General features: G+C 59.3%; 12 protein-coding genes and 1 tRNA gene. 5 read left to right on the top strand and 8 right to left on the bottom strand.

Annotated elements, in window-relative coordinates:
* Positions 1-19: 19 nt before the first annotated feature.
* Together FHX06_RS17595 and phoR are read right to left on the bottom strand one after the other, a co-directional pair.
* Positions 20-1,054 carry a substrate-binding domain-containing protein gene (locus FHX06_RS17595; protein WP_112541682.1) on the bottom strand — a complete coding sequence of 345 codons (1,035 nt, stop codon included), beginning with the start codon at positions 1,052-1,054 and terminating at the stop codon, positions 20-22.
* Positions 1,055-1,252: 198 nt separating this feature from the next.
* The gene (gene phoR / locus FHX06_RS17590; protein WP_112541988.1) at positions 1,253-2,476 is read right to left on the bottom strand and encodes a phosphate regulon sensor histidine kinase PhoR; all 1,224 of its coding nucleotides are present in this window, start codon (positions 2,474-2,476) and stop codon (positions 1,253-1,255) included.
* Positions 2,477-2,698: 222 nt separating this feature from the next.
* On the opposite strand from phoR, the gene ppk2 reads away from it, so the two are divergent.
* Complete coding sequence (ppk2, locus tag FHX06_RS17585; RefSeq protein WP_113211348.1) at positions 2,699-3,580, top strand: polyphosphate kinase 2; 882 nt, start codon at positions 2,699-2,701, stop codon at positions 3,578-3,580.
* 46 nt (positions 3,581-3,626) lie between these two features.
* Here ppk2 and FHX06_RS17580 read toward each other — a convergent pair whose 3' ends face one another.
* On the bottom strand, positions 3,627-4,835 hold the full coding sequence (locus tag FHX06_RS17580) for a regulator (RefSeq protein ID WP_113211472.1): 1,209 nt from the start codon (positions 4,833-4,835) through the stop codon (positions 3,627-3,629).
* Positions 4,836-5,114: 279 nt separating this feature from the next.
* Between FHX06_RS17580 and FHX06_RS17575 the strand changes: the two genes are divergently transcribed.
* Positions 5,115-6,074 (top strand): NAD(P)H-dependent flavin oxidoreductase, encoded by a 960-nt coding sequence (locus FHX06_RS17575; RefSeq protein WP_113211347.1) that lies wholly within the window; start codon positions 5,115-5,117, stop codon positions 6,072-6,074.
* A gap of 144 nt (positions 6,075-6,218) precedes the next feature.
* A tRNA-Thr gene (locus FHX06_RS17570) sits at positions 6,219-6,294 on the top strand.
* Between the two features lie 280 nt (positions 6,295-6,574).
* Here FHX06_RS17570 and FHX06_RS17565 read toward each other — a convergent pair.
* The 3 genes from FHX06_RS17565 to FHX06_RS17555 all read right to left on the bottom strand — a co-directional run bounded on the left by FHX06_RS17565 (position 6,575) and on the right by FHX06_RS17555 (position 12,038).
* Complete coding sequence (locus FHX06_RS17565) at positions 6,575-8,137, bottom strand: DHA2 family efflux MFS transporter permease subunit (RefSeq protein WP_246715580.1); 1,563 nt, start codon at positions 8,135-8,137, stop codon at positions 6,575-6,577.
* Positions 8,138-8,156: 19 nt separating this feature from the next.
* A complete protein-coding gene (locus FHX06_RS17560; protein ID WP_183880207.1) occupies positions 8,157-9,323 on the bottom strand; it encodes an HlyD family secretion protein in 1,167 nt (388 codons plus the stop codon).
* A gap of 711 nt (positions 9,324-10,034) precedes the next feature.
* On the bottom strand, positions 10,035-12,038 hold the full coding sequence (locus FHX06_RS17555; RefSeq protein WP_183880306.1) for a putative bifunctional diguanylate cyclase/phosphodiesterase: 2,004 nt from the start codon (positions 12,036-12,038) through the stop codon (positions 10,035-10,037).
* 259 nt (positions 12,039-12,297) lie between these two features.
* On the opposite strand from FHX06_RS17555, the gene FHX06_RS17550 reads away from it, so the two are divergent.
* Positions 12,298-13,338, top strand: coding sequence for a class I SAM-dependent methyltransferase (locus FHX06_RS17550; RefSeq protein WP_183880304.1), 1,041 nt, complete (start codon positions 12,298-12,300; stop codon positions 13,336-13,338).
* Positions 13,339-13,378: 40 nt separating this feature from the next.
* Here the strand turns inward: FHX06_RS17550 and FHX06_RS17545 are convergent, their stop codons facing one another.
* Together FHX06_RS17545 and FHX06_RS17540 are read right to left on the bottom strand one after the other, a co-directional pair.
* The gene (locus FHX06_RS17545; protein WP_112541735.1) at positions 13,379-13,882 is read right to left on the bottom strand and encodes a hypothetical protein; all 504 of its coding nucleotides are present in this window, start codon (positions 13,880-13,882) and stop codon (positions 13,379-13,381) included.
* 78 nt (positions 13,883-13,960) lie between these two features.
* Complete coding sequence (locus FHX06_RS17540) at positions 13,961-14,803, bottom strand: glycosyl transferase (RefSeq protein WP_183847906.1); 843 nt, start codon at positions 14,801-14,803, stop codon at positions 13,961-13,963.
* A gap of 363 nt (positions 14,804-15,166) precedes the next feature.
* Between FHX06_RS17540 and FHX06_RS17535 the strand changes: the two genes are divergently transcribed.
* The gene (locus tag FHX06_RS17535; protein ID WP_183880205.1) at positions 15,167-16,660 is read left to right on the top strand and encodes an MDR family MFS transporter; all 1,494 of its coding nucleotides are present in this window, start codon (positions 15,167-15,169) and stop codon (positions 16,658-16,660) included.
* Positions 16,661-16,662: the final 2 nt, after the last annotated feature.

Raw genomic sequence — 16,662 nt, 5'->3', positions numbered from 1 at the left:
GTCGCGCCGGCAAAGTTCATTACATGGTCTTGCCAGCCTCTACGTCCTTGCGGATCGCATCGCGCTCTGCATCCGGAGCAGCAACGAGACCGTATTCGGCGAGCGGGCCGTCAGGGCCGATCATCTGGTCGGATACGAAGAAGTTGACATATTCCTTCAGGCCCGGAACGGCGCCGAGATGTGCCTTCTTGACGTAGAAGAACAGCGGGCGGGAAACCGGGTAGGTGCCGTTAGCGATGGTTTCCGTCGACGGAACGATGCCGCTCATGGTCGCAACCTTGAGCTTGTCGGCATTGTTTTCATAGAAGGAGAGACCGAATACGCCAACGCCGGTCTTGTTGGCAGCGATGCGTGCCAGCGTTTCCGGATAGTCGCCGTCGATGTCAACGGCAGCGCCGTCCTTGCGAACTGCGACGCAAGCCTTGCCCTGGGCAGCCTTGTCGGCGATTTCCTTGGCGATAACGTCGGTTGCGCCGGAAGCCTTGCAGCCAGCAGCGAGAACGTTCTGTTCGAAGACTTCGCGGGTGCCGTGCTTTTCGCCCGGGATGTAGGCAGCGATATCAACAGCCGGAAGCTTCGGGTTGACTTCGGACCACTTCTTGTACGGGTTGGCGACGAGCTTGCCGTCAACAACGACCTGGGCTGCGAGGGCCTTGTAGATGTCGGCCGGAACGTAGGCAACATCCGGGTTGGAAGAGTCGGTTGCGAAGACGATGCCGTCGTAGCCGATCTTGACTTCCTGGATGTCGGTTACGCCGGCAGCCTTGCAGGCTTCGGCTTCGCTCTTGTTGATCGGGCGCGAAGCGTTGGCAACGTCGATCGTGTCTTCACCGACGCCCTTGCAGAATTCCTTCAGACCAGCGCCCGTGCCGCCGGATTCGACGACCGGCGTCTTGAAGTTGGTGAAGGTTTCGCCGAAGGATTCGGCAACGATCTTTGCGTACGGCAGGACGGTGGACGAACCAGCAACCTGGATCTGGTCGCGGGCGACAGCAACGCCAGCGAAAGCGGCGGTTGCAGCGAGCGCGGCAACAGTAAGTTTAAAGGTGTTCATTTGAATCTCCCGGCATTTGGGCTTGTGTGAGTGCGGCCTCAAAGAGGCCCTCGCATTGCCTTTTTTCATCGGCAGGACTCTCTTAGCGCCTTAAGCACCGTCCTTTTATGTCAAATCGGTGAAACATTTATGACAGATTAAGCTATTGATTATTAAAGTAAAAATACGACGCTTCAAAATAGTGTGCGACATATTGCGTCAGAAGCGCACCGTGAACTCGGTTCCCTTGCCCACCTCGGATTTAACGATCAGCCGTGCACGATGGCGCGTCAGAATATGCTTGACGATGGCAAGCCCGAGGCCGGTGCCCTTCTTCGAACGGCTGTCTTCAATGCTGACGCGATAGAAGCGCTCCGTCAGGCGCGGCACGTGTTCGGCGGGAATGCCAGGCCCCTTGTCGACAACGCTGACCTCGACGGGCTGGCCCGACCCGTTCTTCAGCCAGACATCGACGATCTCGCCCTCCTGGCCGTATTTACAGGCGTTTTCCATCAGGTTTTCAAAGACCTGAACGAGCTCATCACGATCGCCCAGCACCTCGACCTTGCCCTCGGGCAGATGCAGGTTGATCGAGACGCCGACATCCCTTGCAAGCGGCAGAAGCGAGTCCCTGACGTGGCCGAGAAGCGGCACGAGATCCACCTTCTCGTCGGGAGCGATGTGCGATTTGAGTTCCAGCCTGGAGAGAGACAGGAGATCGTCGACAAGCCTGCTCATGCGTGTCGTCTGGTCGAACATGATGCCGAGGAAGCGCGCCTGCGCCTTCTGATCATTCTTTGCCGGGCCCTGGATGGTTTCGATGAAGCCGCGCAGCGAGGCAAGCGGCGTGCGCAGCTCGTGGCTTGCATTGGCGACGAAATCCGAGCGCATGCGATCGATGCGGCGAACCTCGGAAATATCGCGGAAGGAAAGGATGTAATAGCGCTCGTTGCGGCCGTCATCATCCTTGAATTCGACAGGAGCGCTGCGAACGATATAGACGCGCTCCGAAGGCAGCCGCTCGGAATGCTCGATCTGGTTCGGGGCGTTGGTGGCGATGGTCTCGCGCACCATGTCCAGCACGCCAGGCGAACGCAACCGCGCCGATATATGGGAGCCGAGCGTCGCCTCGCCGAAGGCTTTTTCGGCCGCCCGGTTCTGAAACAGCACCGAGGCATCTTCCGAGAGCACCATGACCGGGATATCGAGGCCGGCCAGCGTGGCGGAGACTTCAGGCAGGCGGCTCGGAAGCACTTCGGGCTCGGGTTCGACCGGTTCGACGACATCGGGCCTGATGACCGGGGCCTCGTTGAAGAGCGAGGTGACGATCATAACGAGCAGCAGGGCGAATACGATCCATTTGTTCATGCCCGCAGCAAGCGCGACAAGCGCGCTCAGCAGCGTCGCCAGCAAAACCGGGCGTTCGCGCCGGATGCGCGCCAACAGGCTTTTTGTCCACGGCATTTGGTCTTCCAAGCTGCCCCTCACGGCATCGATTCGTTTTTCTTCACATTCAAACTCTGCCTGATAGCCGCGTTTCATGACAGAAGTTTTCCGTTTCCGAAACTTGTACGAAAAGCCGCAGCACTCAGCATCGGATTTGATTTTCAATGATAAATATGTTCGCCTGCCGAAAGGCGAAAGCATCAAGCGCCGGAGGAGATGATGGCCGAGGACGTCGAAAGCAGAGCCGTGGAGCTCGAGATCAGGGGCAAGAAACGCGTCTTCGATATCGATGATCCCGTGCTGCCCGACTGGGTGGACGAGCATGCGCTGGAATCCGGCGACTATCCCTACAAGAAGAAGCTCAAGGAAGACGAATATTTCGAGGAGCTGAGGAAGCTGCAGGTCGAGCTCGTGAAAGTGCAGTTCTGGCTGCAGGCGACCGGCAAACGCGTGATGGCGCTCTTCGAAGGGCGTGATGCGGCTGGCAAGGGCGGCGCGATCCAGGCGTCCTCGGCTCACATGAACCCGCGCCTTGCCCGCGTTGTGGCGCTCGCCAAGCCCACGGAGCGGGAGCAGGGCCAATGGTACTTCCAGCGCTATATCGCGCAGTTTCCGACCTCGGGCGAATTCGTGCTCTTCGACCGCTCCTGGTACAACCGTGCCGGCGTGGAGCCGGTCATGGGCTTCTGCACGCCGAAACAATACGAGGACTTTCTCAACCAGGCGCCACAGGTGGAGAAGGTCATTGCCCATGAAGGCATCTTCTTCTTCAAGTTCTATCTGGATATCGGCCGGGAAATGCAGATCAAACGTTTCCATGACCGGCGCCACGATCCGCTCGCCGTATGGAAGCTTTCCTCGATGGATATAGCCGCCCTGACCAAATGGGACGACTACAGTGAGAAGCGCGACCGCATGTTGAAGGAAACCCACACCGAATTTGCGCCCTGGACCGTGATCCACGCCAACGACAAACGCCGGGCACGGCTCAACCTCCTGCGCCACATGCTGAAAACCATCGACTATGACAGCAAGGACAAGAACGCGATCGGCGCGATCGACGACAAGATCATCGGCTCCGGCCGAGGCTTCCTGAAATAGAGGTCGCTACAGCCTCGGACGCACGGCGTCCGGCAAACCCTGCCGCTTATTGGCCAGGCAGGATCCGTACGGCGAAGAGATTGATGCCGCGAGCCTTGCCATCGACATCACTGTTGATCATGAGCCGGCCCGCGGAATTCGGGGCCAGTGAACGGTCGAAGCGCACCTGAAGCAGCGCGTCCGATTTTTCACGCGTGACGTTGAAGCGGTGGCGGGCGCAATTGCCGAGTGACTGGAAATCGCATTCGACGGTGATCTGCGTGGGCTCGTCCGTGGTGGACTGCAAGGTCAGCGCGATGGTCGAGGACTTGCCGGCGAGCTGCTGCAGGACATTGGCCGGGATGGTGATTGAGACGTTGCCATCCGTATTGCCGCTCTGGGACGTCAGGCGAACGGCCTGACCTTCCGTTTCGGTGACATTTTCCGTGCGGGCACGCGCACCGCTCTCGATCTTGTCAGCATCGGAGGGCTTGAAGACCTCGATCCAGTCTGCCGAGAAGCTGTTTTGCGGGTCAATCGTCACAGGCTGGTCGTCATGCGAGGGGGGGCTATTGGCGGCACTATCCTCGCCGTCGAAATCTTCCGGCTGAGTGCTCGCGGGCGGATTGGCGACGCTCGTGTCACGCTCGGCCGCCGTCAGCAGCAGGCCGGAACTGTAAGCCCACCAGGCACCCGTGCCGATGAAAGCGAGCAGCACGCACCAGACGAGTAGACGCGAGAAGAACTTGCGCGGCTTGCGGCGGACAGCTGCCCGCTCGGGGCGAAAATCCATGCCGCCGCGCTTTTCCGGCGCTGCGCGCATTTCGCCGCGCATCTCTCCGTGGGGTGCCGCCCCCAGCTGATCAACGCTGCTCGCGTGAACGTCATCCAGGCTCGCATCATCCAAGGTCCGGGAGGCGGCATGGTGGCCGCGCGTTTCACCGGCGACGACCGGATCGTGATCTTCCTGCGCAGGATAAGCGGGCTCTGCCGCGTGATGGACGGGCTCGGGCATTTCGACGACAGGGGGCACCGGAACCTCCGGAGGCCCCTGCCGCGGGTGAAGGCGGGCGCGCTCTTCGCTCTCGATGGTGTGGATCGTCGTTTCGAGACGGTGGCGATGATGGGCGACCACATCGGCATCGGTGATATCCTGCTTGCGCAGGCCGGCTTCCAGCGCCTGACGCGCGGACTGATAGATGCGTGCACGAACTTCCGCACTGTCGCGGTCTGAATTATCCAACGCAGTTCTGATAGCCGTTTCTAGTCCGCTCACATCAGGCCCTTCACGTTTCCTGCCGGCATCGAGCTCAAAGATCACATGCCTGTCAAAATTCGGTAGCGGCAAGTGCGGCAAACCGCAAGCCTTGCAACCTTACCGGAGCGCATCGGCGGGGGATAAGCGACGCCGCGCTGTGCTCCAAATCTCCATTAGATATTCTGAAACTAGACGGGATTACGGAAAAGAGCACGCGTTCCCTCTCTTGCCCTTTTCCTCACGCACCGGCTCTGATAATCAATTGACGTTTTCGTAAACGTCAAAATCGGTGAAAGCATGGCCCTGCCCGCGATACTCAGAGATAATCTGCGACTGCCGGTCATCGGCTCTCCGCTTTTCATCATTTCCCATCCGGCGCTGACGCTGGCGCAATGCAAGGCCGGCGTGATCGGCGCCTTTCCGGCCTTGAACGCACGGCCGGAAAGCCAGCTCGACGAGTGGCTGGCCATGATCACCGAAGATCTTGCCGATTATAATGCCAGGCATCCGGAACGGCCGGCAGCCCCCTTCGCGGTCAACCAGATCGTCCATATGTCGAACAAACGGCTGGAGCACGATCTGATGCTCTGCGTGAAATACAAGGTGCCAATCGTCATTTCCTCGCTGGGCGCTGTGCCGGAAGTGAATGCCGCGGTGCATTCCTATGGCGGCATCGTGCTGCACGACATCATCAACAACCGCCATGCCAATTCCGCGATCCGCAAGGGCGCGGACGGGCTGATCGCCGTTGCGGCAGGTGCCGGCGGACATGCGGGCACGCTTTCGCCCTTCGCGCTGGTGCAGGAAATCCGCGCATGGTTCGACGGCCCGCTGCTGCTTGCCGGCTCGATTGCAACCGGCGGCGCCATTCTGGCCGCACAGGCCATGGGCGCCGACATGGCCTATATCGGCACGCCCTTCATCGCGACGGAGGAGGCGCGCGCCTCCGATGCCTACAAGCAGGCAATCGTCGAGGGTGCGGCGGCCGATATCGTCTATTCCAACTATTTCACCGGCGTACACGGCAACTACCTGAAACCCTCCATCCGCGCGGCAGGCCTCGACCCCGACAACCTGCCTGACGCCGATCCCTCGAAGATGGATTTCGAACAGGCAACGGGCGGCGCAAAGGCCTGGAAGGACATCTGGGGCGGCGGCCAGGGCATCGGCGCGATCAAGGCCGTAGAGCCGGTCGCCAAGCTGGTCGACCGGCTGGAAGTGGAATATCGGGCCGCCCGCACCCGGCTGGCGCTGTGAAGTGCGGGCCTTTCCATTGAATGGGGGCCTTTCCACAGGCTTCAGCTTTTTTGCCATGGGGCATAAGAGGGTGCTTGAAATCTTCAGACAATGCCTGTATCAGCCCCATGCAAATCGCGGGCGACAAGCTTCGCCCGCCGGATTGCCGCTTTAGCTCAGTCGGTAGAGCACATCATTCGTAATGATGGGGTCACGTGTTCGAGTCACGTAAGCGGCACCATTAGCCTCTTGATTGCAAGTATAAACTCTCGACGTCTTCAGATATTACCTGCCGACGACGCGCTCAAGTTGCCGCGCGTGTAGCGCCTAGGTGTACCGCGCTCCAAGCTCGCCGGTCTTCTATCACGGCCCGAAATCACAAAGGCGGGAGTGTACTTTCTGGTTGGCCCCGATCCGGACGCCGATGGTCAAACGTTCGTTTACATTGCCAAAGGTGTTCTAATGCCGCGTTGTACAACGAGTTCAGGTCATACAGCGCCTTGGCACCCCGCCGAAACAGCCTAAGTCGGCGAAGCCCCCCGTGTCAAAAGGACCACGACGACTGCGAGCGACAGGAGCACTCCGAGTACATAGAATGTGTCGGAAAACGCCATGACGAAGGATTGTTGCTGGACGAGCGTGCCGAGCAAGATTTCGGCCTCATGATGCGCATGACCGGCATCGCCGGCGCCATGCGCCATAAAATACTGCTGCATGTTCGTCAGAAACTGCCCGACGTTGCTTCCATAGGGCGTGACCGACTGGCCGATGATGTTGGAATGGAATTGTTCACGTTTGGTGATGATCGTTGCCAGTGTGGCCGTTCCCACTGCGCCACCGAGGCTTCGCATCATGTTGAACAGCCCGGATGCCGCTCCTGATTGCTCTCTGGGGATCCCAACAGTTGCGATACCGATCAACGGCGCTATCACTACGGCCTGACCAATTGCACGCACGATGTTGGTAATCATGAACTGGGGACCACCATCGTCAAAGCTCAGATGCGTGTTCAGAAAGCAGCTTGCCGCGAAGATAGCCAGACCGACAGAGACGATGGCACGCCGATCGAAGTGCTTTTGCAGCAAAGGCACGAAGGGGATAATCAGAAGCTGGGGCAGGCCGGCCCAGGCCAGCACCAAGCCGGTTTGCTCGGCATTGTAGCCTTGAACTCCGTTCAGGTACGCAGGCAGCACGTACACCGAGCCATAGAGAGCAAAGCCAACGATGATATTGGCGAGCGTACCCAATCCAAAATTTCGGTGCGCGAGCAGACGTAGTTGGACAGCAGGTTTCTCGACGACCAACTCGATAATGATGAAAATCGTCAGTGCGATGGCTGCCAGGATGGCCAAGTGCACTATGTAGGGTGACCCGAACCAGTCGTCCTTGTTGCCTTCATCGAGCACTGTTTGCAGCGATGCCAAGCCAACCGCCATGAATGCGATGCCGAGCCAGTCGCCGTCGCGCAGCAATGCGAGGTTCATCTTGGATCGTTCCAGCGTCGGATAGAGCAAGCCAAACATCAACGCCCCGGGGGCAAGATTGATGAAGAAGATATACTGCCATCCGTAGTTTTCGGTCAGGTAGCCGCCGATGGTCGGCCCGATTGCTGGTCCGAAGGTCGCAGTCAGCGCGAAAGCCGCCAACCCCGTCGGCTGCTGGCGCAGCGGGATGGTCGTCAACACGCGAGTGAAGGCCATCGGAATCATCACCCCGCCCGTGAGGCCCTGCAATCCACGGAACATGATCATTTCCGATAGGTTCGAGGCAAAGGCGCAGCAGATGGAAAACAACAGGAACAGGCCGAGATTGCCGAGCAAGGCGCGGCGGAAGGTGAAGACGCGGCTGAGATAGTCCGTCAGCGGGATCATGATGATTTCGCCGATCAGATAGGCGGTCGAGATCCAGGTGCCGTTGTCGGAACCGGTACCGATTCCGCCTTCGATCTGTGGAAGCGAGGAATTGGTGATCTGAATGTCGAGGACGGCAATCAGAGCCCCCACCATACAGCCGCCAACCGCGATCCAAGTGCGTACGCTGGCGACCGCCTCGCGCTCAACGCCAGATGTTTCCATGCCCGCCATCGCCGTAACCTCCGAAGGATTACTTGCTTGTGTTCCCAGGAGGGTTGCCATTAGCGGCCGGTCCAACCTTGATTGTGGTCGTTACCGACATCCCCGGAAGCAGGCGACCGGCAAGTGGATCCGACTTGTCGATGGTGATCTTGACCGGAACACGCTGGACGATCTTGGTAAAGTTGCCGGTCGCGTTGTCGGGCGGCAGCAAGGCGAACTCCTGACCGCTTGCCGGCGCTAGGCTGTTGACGATGCCGCGCACGGTGATACCTGAAAATGTATCCACGTCGATCCTGACCGGCTGGCCTGGCTTGACGTTGGCGAGCTGAGTCTCCTTGTAATTGGCGACGACATAGGCCGCCTGGAGCGGCACTACGGCCAGCAACAGTTGACCAGGCTGGGCGTAGAGGCCAACCCGCACTGCCCGCGCGCCGACGACTCCGTCGACGGGTGCTCGCAGCACCGTGTATCCGAGATTGAGTTCGGCCTGAGCCAGCGCGGCACGATTGTGACCAAGAGTCGCTTTTGCTTCGGACTCTTGAGCATCGAGCGTAGCGATCTGCTTCTGCGCGGCGACCAGTGCAGCCTTGTCCTTGACTACGACGGCCTTCGCCGAATCGGCCTGCGACGATGCCTGTTGGGCCTCTTCCACTGTTGCCGAACCCGTTTTTGACAGGGTCATGAAGCGCTGGTTGTTCTGTTCAGCGAACACTTCCGATGCCTGATCGGTATTGATCGTCGCTTGCGCTTCATCGATCAGGGCCTTTTGTTCGCTGAGTTGGGCCGCAATACTGACGATGGCCGCTTCGGCCTCGGCGACATCCGCCTTGGCCTGATCGACCGCCGCCTGAAAGTCGCGCGGATCAATTGTCGCGAGAACGTCACCGGCTTTGACCTGCTGATTGTCATTGACGAGAAGCGTCTGGATATAGCCCGCCACCTGTGGCGCTATCGCGACCACGTCGGCCTGCACATATGCATCGTCCGTCGATTGTTCGAATTGCCACACCGTCCAGTATTTCCAGCCGCCATAGGCCGCTGCACCAAGCGCCACTATCCCTATCGTACCCACCACCAGCATTCGCCATTTCAGCTTTCGCGTCGGCGGAACAGGTGTCCCTGTCTCCGCTTGATCGCTCTCATCTGAAGTTTTCAGGTTTGTGTTCGCAGGATGATTGGTGACATTCATGGTCATGGGGGCTCCTGCCCCTGAAGCGCCAACTGGCGGTTTGGGCTGCACCGGGATTTAGCGATTCCAGCAAAGTTAGGTTCAGCCAGCCGGCCGACCCGACCGGGGAAGGCAGTGATGCGATGGGTGAAAATTATCCCGTTAGTGTGTGTTCCATAACCATACGTTGGTGTAGGATATGCGGTGCTTTCTGGTCACGTCTTTGAGTTCGGGCTTGCGACGTGGACCCACCGCAACAGGTCATTGATCTGGCCGTTTGGATGCCCGTTGACCGTAAGCGGTGGGCCGCCCCCCTTGACCGAGATCATCGACAGATTTGCTACTCGCCGCATGAGCTGCACTCTGGTATCGCGGTACAGGCTGACATTTCGAGTTTCGCGAAAACCCCTGACGTCGATAATCCTACCGGCGGCGCAGCCGTTCGAGGCGGTGAGACGCGCCCGTCCCGACGCCCGTATCGGACCGGGAAACTTGCCATCCCTGACTCGTGCTCGACAGTGTGCAGGTGATTGCGCTGCCAGTCATGGTCGTTCCGCTGAGACCGATCAGAGGCAGAATGCGCGACGACGGCTGTTCATAACAAATGCGATGCAGTTCGACGCGATACAGCCGACGCAGGGCGACGTTCACTCTATCGGCGGCTCGCCGCACGGAAGGCAATGTGGGCCGGCCCGGCCCGGCAGCCGTCGTCCGTGGAGGTCCTGAAGCGGGCTGAACCTATGGCCCATTCCGGAACAGGCGTTTTGAGTCAAGGTTCCTGATCATGCTGAACTGCAGCACGTTATCAGCTTCGAGCTGGGCTGCCGGCGCGGGCCTTCCTATGAAATAGCCTTGAATCTGGTTGATCCCGTACTGCTGCATCAGCCGCTGATGTTCGATGGTCTCGACGCCTTCAATCAGGATCTGCACGCCGCGATTGCGCAGCAGGCTGATGATGTCGAGCAACATCCTCTTGCCTCTTTCCGTATTGCAGTCGTGGAGGAAGGATCGATCGATCTTGACGGTGTCGAACTCTATGAGACGGAGCCACGAGAGACCTGCGAAGCCTGTACCGAAATCGTCAAGCCAGACCTGAGCGCCGAGCTTTCTCAGGTCGCTGATGCAACGAACGACGTCCTGGTCGATTTCCAATTCCACGCCCTCGGTAATCTCGAAAGCAAGCCGGGCGCCCGTCACGCCGAATTCTGCCAGCGTTGCCGCCACATAGGTGGCGAAACCCGGCGTCTTGAGTTCGATCGGGGAAACGTTGACGCTCGCGACCTGCACGAGGTCGGCCGCCAGCAAGTCCCGGCAAACAGTGCGGATTGCCCAACGGCCGAGTTCGACGATTGAACCCGTTCTTTCGGCGACCGGGATGAATTTGACAGGCGGTACCGACGTTCCATCCAGCATGCTCAAACGCATCAAGGCTTCGACAGCGTCCGTCTTGCCCGTCTGGACGTTGCGGATCGGCTGGTACACGAGAGAGACAAGGCCGTGACCGAGCGCGATCTTCAGGGTCGCAGCTATATCCTCGCTGTCATCGCTGCTCTCGGGATCTTCGGGATCGAAGACAACCAGGGTGTTGCGGCCCGCAGCCTTGGCGGCGTAAAGCGCGCGATCCGCTTCGTGAATGACCTTCTCGACCTGCTTGCTCTCGTCCCGCGTACAGGACACGCCGACACTCACCGTGATGACAGTGGTCCCGTCCCGCCTGTGTTCGTGTGGCCAGCCCAAGGCCCTAACGGCAGCACACATCGCTTCTGCAAGCTCGACCATTCGTTCTGGATTCGGCATCGGTGTGATGACGATGAATTCCTCACCGCCGTATCGCCCGATGATCGAGCCCCAGGACTCGGCCACGCTTCGAAGAAGCTCGGAGACAGCGATGAGACAGCGGTCACCTTCCTGATGGCCGTAGCAGTCGTTATAGCGTTTGAAATAATCCACATCGATCAGGAGGACGGCAAATGGCGCGCTGTCGTCCTGCCATCGTTGCCAATGATCACGCAGACGTTGATCGACGGCCCGCCGATTTTCGAGGCCGGTCAGCGAGTCGGTGTTCGAGAGATGCAAGAGAGCCTTGCCTCTTTCGTCCGCGGCAGCTTGCTGCAAACTGGCTTCAAGAGCATTCAGGAAGACTTTGTAGCGTTCCCTATTGAGCTGAAGATTCACGTAGGACGTGAAAACAAAACAGGAAAAACAGAACGCGCCGAGAATGAGCTTGTGCAGCAGCAACATCGGCGCGAACAGATAGAGGGCGCCAGTGAAGATGAGCACGTTCGTCGCGGAGGCGGCAAGAGCAACCGGAAACCGGAAACTGAAGAACAGATTGACGCTCATCATGAAGATCGCGCCAAACACCATATAATAGGAGAACGCATCCCTGACCGCAGTCATCTGGCCAGTGAGAAGCCAGACGAGATAGGCTGCGAGCACCGACAACGCCGCAGCCATGTCGACCGTATCGGCTTTTGCCTTGCGATAGAGCAGGAATTCCAGCACGCATAGTGCAGCGACGCCGACCACGAGCCGGCCGGCGACCGTGTACTGGACGACATCGCCGATAAAAAGATAGTCCGTGAAGGAATATGCAAGGTAGGCAGCGACCGCTGTCCAGAGGCCTTTACGCGTCGCGTTCTTTCGGCTGCTCTCGCTATTCTGCTTGTATAGGCAACGCAACTGTTCTGGCGACAGCGTCGGCCGCACGGTAGCAGCTGCGGTCTCGGCTAACACGTGCATCATGCCCCTGCCACCCAACATCTTGCAGCAGTTGCCCTTCGCAGACTGCCGAGTGACGCTGGATAGCCGTAGGCAGACTCCACATCAACCGATAATGCCCAAACGATCCCGAAGCGGGCGGGCTATCGCTCGGTTTCACTAATATTTTCTAAAGTCAGACGTGCATTTGCCCCGCAGTCCAACCTTAACGCTTGACCTCCGTGTAAATGATGAGGATTTTACGCAATGTTTTAAATTCTTGTTTACCAGTGAGGTTTCCGTGGCTCAGCCGCTCTTTTCTCTTGATGGCCAAAGCTTGATTACGCCGCAGTCCTTCAGCAATACGCTTCCCTCACCGAACCGAGATAACGGGGCAGACCATCTGCGAACTGCGGAGGCAGAGTTTGCGATCGTCATCAACATTGCCATGCAACGGTTCTCCTCGGGCGGGAACCTGCCTGATGCCGTCAGGTGGTTGATCGGCCAGCTCCATGAGGTCCGTCATAAATTCGGCGCTGCCGTGTGGCAGAAGCTCATCCCGATCATTCAAGCCCATCCCTCGGCAAAGATCCTCCAGCAATGCCCGTTCACCCGCTGGTCCTTTGACAAACCTCGCGGCTATTCCGGCGATGCCAGTCTCATAGACTTCATTTATGGGCATCCGGCGGTGGCCGAAGAAGTGGCCAGATCCACCCGTCTGGGCCTCGATATCTTCGACTACACGATAAATGCCCCCGGCCCGGTCGCCGTCAGGGAACGTCGCGACATCCTGACCCGCTATGTCGACGAGAGCGCTGCGCGAACAGGTCCGGATACCGAGGTGCTGGCCATAGCTGCCGGTCACCTGCGGGAAGCGGAGGCATCGAAGGCCCTTGCGGAAGGCCGCCTGAAACGCTGGGTAGCCCTTGATCAGGATCCAGAAAGCATCGGCTCCGTCTCGAGCCAATTCCATGGAACGTCCGTCGAGCCCATCAATGGATCCGTGCGCGGCTTGCTTGCACGAAAGCACCGGATCGGCACATTCGATCTGATCTACGCGGCAGGATTATACGATTATCTCACGGACAAAGTGGCAATCCGGCTCACGCAGATCTGCATGGAAATGCTGAAGCCCGGCGGCGTCTTCCTGTTTGCCAACTTTTCCGACGAGATGGCCGATGACGGCTACATGGAATCCTACATGAACTGGGAGCTTCTCCAGCGCTCCGAAGCCGACATGTGGCGTATTTCCCATCGCAGTGCGCCGGGAGACACTGACAAGACGGTCTGGTTCGGTGCCAACCGCAACATCATCTACGCTACCATCAAGAAGCAGTCGTAGGTTCCGATGGGTCGGGCGCGTCACAAAATCCGGGACATGTTCACTGCCGCTGCAGATCGATGCGGCTCGTCACCACCGATCGGCCCGAGGCAAGGTCGCGATCGACGGTCTGCAGGCGAAGCCCGTTCTGGCCCACCTTCTCGATCATCATGTTTGCGCTCCGATCGCCGTTAGTGACGCGCGCCCAGGTGACATTGAAGTTGAGAGCATCGCCTTTCCTGCTGCCGACAAGCCTGGAGGGCTGGCCCGATGGGCCCGTATAGTTGCCGGTATAACGTTGACCGACAGCCTTTACATTTGCCGAGAAGCTTCTTGTGACGACGGCGAGACCACGGCAGTTGCCGTTCATGGCCACTGTCGTGGCGCTGGCGTCGGATTTCAGATTGCAGGACACGTTGACCTTCATGCCGCCGATCCTGGTCAGGACCATGCCGCTTCCACTCCAGTTACCCTCGAGCGAATTGAGGAAATCCGCCTCGGACGCGTTTGCGCCGGCGGCAAGGCCGGTGAGCGAAAGAAATGCTGCGCATAGAAGAGGACGCATCGGAGCACCCGGGAGTTTTCCTCAGCCGAAAACAGTCAAGGCGAGAAATAGTTCCGTTCTGCTTCAGAACTTGCGTTCTTATTCATGCCAGTGATCCGCCACCCACGGCGTCGGGAGAATATAGTGGCGCAGGTAGCGGAACGGTTTCTTGTTGCCGCGCTTTCCGGCGTCGAAGACGCCCCTGATATGATCGAGCCTCGTTTCGGCCCGGCCTTTCGGGCCGAATTTCCCGTCGATGGCATTCTGCGGGTGGAAGCCGCGCGGGAAGAGGACGACGCGGGCGCTGGAGGGCAGGCGCGGCGTGAGGAAATAGTTCAGCGGAAAGGCCCAGTGGCAATCCTGCCGGAAATGCAAGACCCAGCTCCGCGGGAAGAACTTCACGCCACCCGGCGCATTGCGGGTGACGAAGCGCTGTTCATACTGATATTCATCGGCCACTTTCTGCGGGTTGGCCCTGAACTCCTCCTGCAGCGGCAGGAGCTTGCCGACAGGGAAGCGAAAAAGCGAGCTCTGGCCCAGCTTTTCGAAAGGCGTCGTCTGGTTGCGGGCCATGACGACATCCTCAGGCTCTCCAACCTCGAAAAACGCATCGAGGGAGGCGACGATCACCAGGTCGAGGTCCAGATAGAGGACCGGCCCGCTCAGACTTCCAAGCTTCGGTCCCCAAAGCCTTGCCTTCGGCCAGATGCCTCTCGTATTAACAGGCATTTCGACATCCAGAGGCGGCAGGTCCTCACACAGGATGCCGGAATGGAGGTCGTCCCGGCAGTCGGTGAAACAAGTAAAGGTGAAGGGCGGCGTGATGTTGCGTTTCACCATCGCAAAGAGACGGTTGATGAAGGTCGGCCCGTATCTCGTGCCCCAATTGATGCAAATTACCTGTCTAACCCCGCCGCTCGCAGCCAAAACATGCGTCATCATAGCTCGCCATTTCCCTGCCCGGATCCGAACCCCTCGCATCCGATGGAGCGGTTCGCAGGCCTGCATCAGATTTTCAGTTGGGAATAACCTGGCGGAAATGCAATCCTGACATCCGAGAGCCCTGGCCTGCCAGACCTCGTGTTTCGGCGGAAACCCACCGAAACCTGCTTTGTAAAATGCCTTGTATTTGAATTTTGCCGGGGTCGGAAGCGGTTTAAAGCGTCGACACAAAAGAAAGCATATCACTTGCGCTTTACCTGCTATCAGCGGGAGCATAAAAGACTGCCGACACTCCGCGTTGCACCTGCCCCGCCAAGCCGAGAGCAGTTTTCTCGCCACGGAGAAAGCTCCGAAAGGTTCATCATGTCCGCCACCGCCCAGCAATCCAACCGCACGCTCGTGGTTGCCACGATCATGCTCGCAACCTTCATGGTGGCGATCGAGGCCACCATCGTGGCGACCGCCATGCCGCGGATCGTCGGCCAGCTCGGCGGCTTCACCTATTACAGCTGGGTCTTTTCAGCCTTCCTGCTGGCGCAGTCGACGACCACTGTCATCTACGGCAAGCTGTCTGATATTTTCGGCCGCAAGCCGGTCTTGATCGGCGGCATCATCGTCTTCCTCGTCGGCTCGCTCTTCTGCGGGCTTGCGTGGTCGATGGCCTCGCTGATCGTCTTCCGCCTGGTGCAGGGGCTGGGTGCCGGGGCGATCCAGCCGGTGACGATGACAATCATCGGCGACCTCTTCAAGCTGGAGGAACGCGGCAAGGTGCAGGGCGTGATGGCGACAGTCTGGGCGACTTCAGCCGTCGTCGGGCCGCTCGCCGGCGGCATCATCGTCGATACGATCTCCTGGGCCTGGATCTTCTGGATCAACCTGCCGATCGGCATCTTCTCGATCATCGCCTTCCTGCTCTTCCTCAAGGAGGACGTGGCGCACAAGGATGCGAAGATCGACTATCTCGGCGCCATCCTGTTTTCGATCGCCATCATCGCGTTTTTGACGATCCTGACGGAGACGGATGCGCCGGCCTGGGTGCTCATTTCACTTGCCGCCGTTTTCGTCGTGACCGGTATCCTATTCGTGCTGCAGGAGAAGCGCACGCCGGAACCGATCATTTCCATCGCGCTCTGGAGCCGGCGGCTGGTCGCCACCAGCAATGCCTGCATGCTGCTTGCCGGCATGGCGCTGATCGGCCTTTCGACGATCCTGCCGATGTATGTGCAGGGCGTGCTTGGCCGCTCGCCGATCGTCGCCGGTTTTACGCTCACCATGCTCGTCGTCGGCTGGCCGCTGTCGGTGATGCTGTCCAGCCGGTTCTTCAGGGCATTCGGCATCCGCAATACGTTGCGGGTCGGCAGCTTCATGTTTCCCTTCGGTGCCTTCTTCCTCCTGTTCCTGACACCGGAAAGCCATCCGGCCGTCGCCGGCGCCGGCTCCTTCTTCATGGGCTTCGGCATGGGGCTGATCAACCTCACCAGCATCGCGCTGGTGCAGGACAGCGTCGAATGGTCGATGCGCGGCAGTGCGACGGCCTCGATCATCTTTGCCCGCAGCCTCGGCAATACGCTCGGCGCCACGGTACTCGGCGCGATCCTCAATGCCGGCATCGACCATTACGCAACGGGGGATGCGGCAGACAGTCTGCACAATGTCCTGAACGAGCCGACCGGCCTTTCGGCACTTGCAGGTGATCCGGCGGTGCGCGGCATCTTCGATGCGGCGCTGCACTGGAGCTTCTGGGGTGTCGTTGTCGTGGCGGTGCTGACCTTTGCGACCACCTGGCTCATTCCGATCGGCCGCGGTGTGAAGACCGGGGGCGCTGGCAGCGCTGCGAGCGAGGCTGCCTCGCACTAGAG

The organism is Rhizobium sp. BK512, assembly GCF_014194915.1.
GTDB lineage: Bacteria > Pseudomonadota > Alphaproteobacteria > Rhizobiales > Rhizobiaceae > Rhizobium.
Note: the sequence above shows the minus strand (reverse complement) of the source record. Positions and strands in the feature narration are given on the sequence as shown.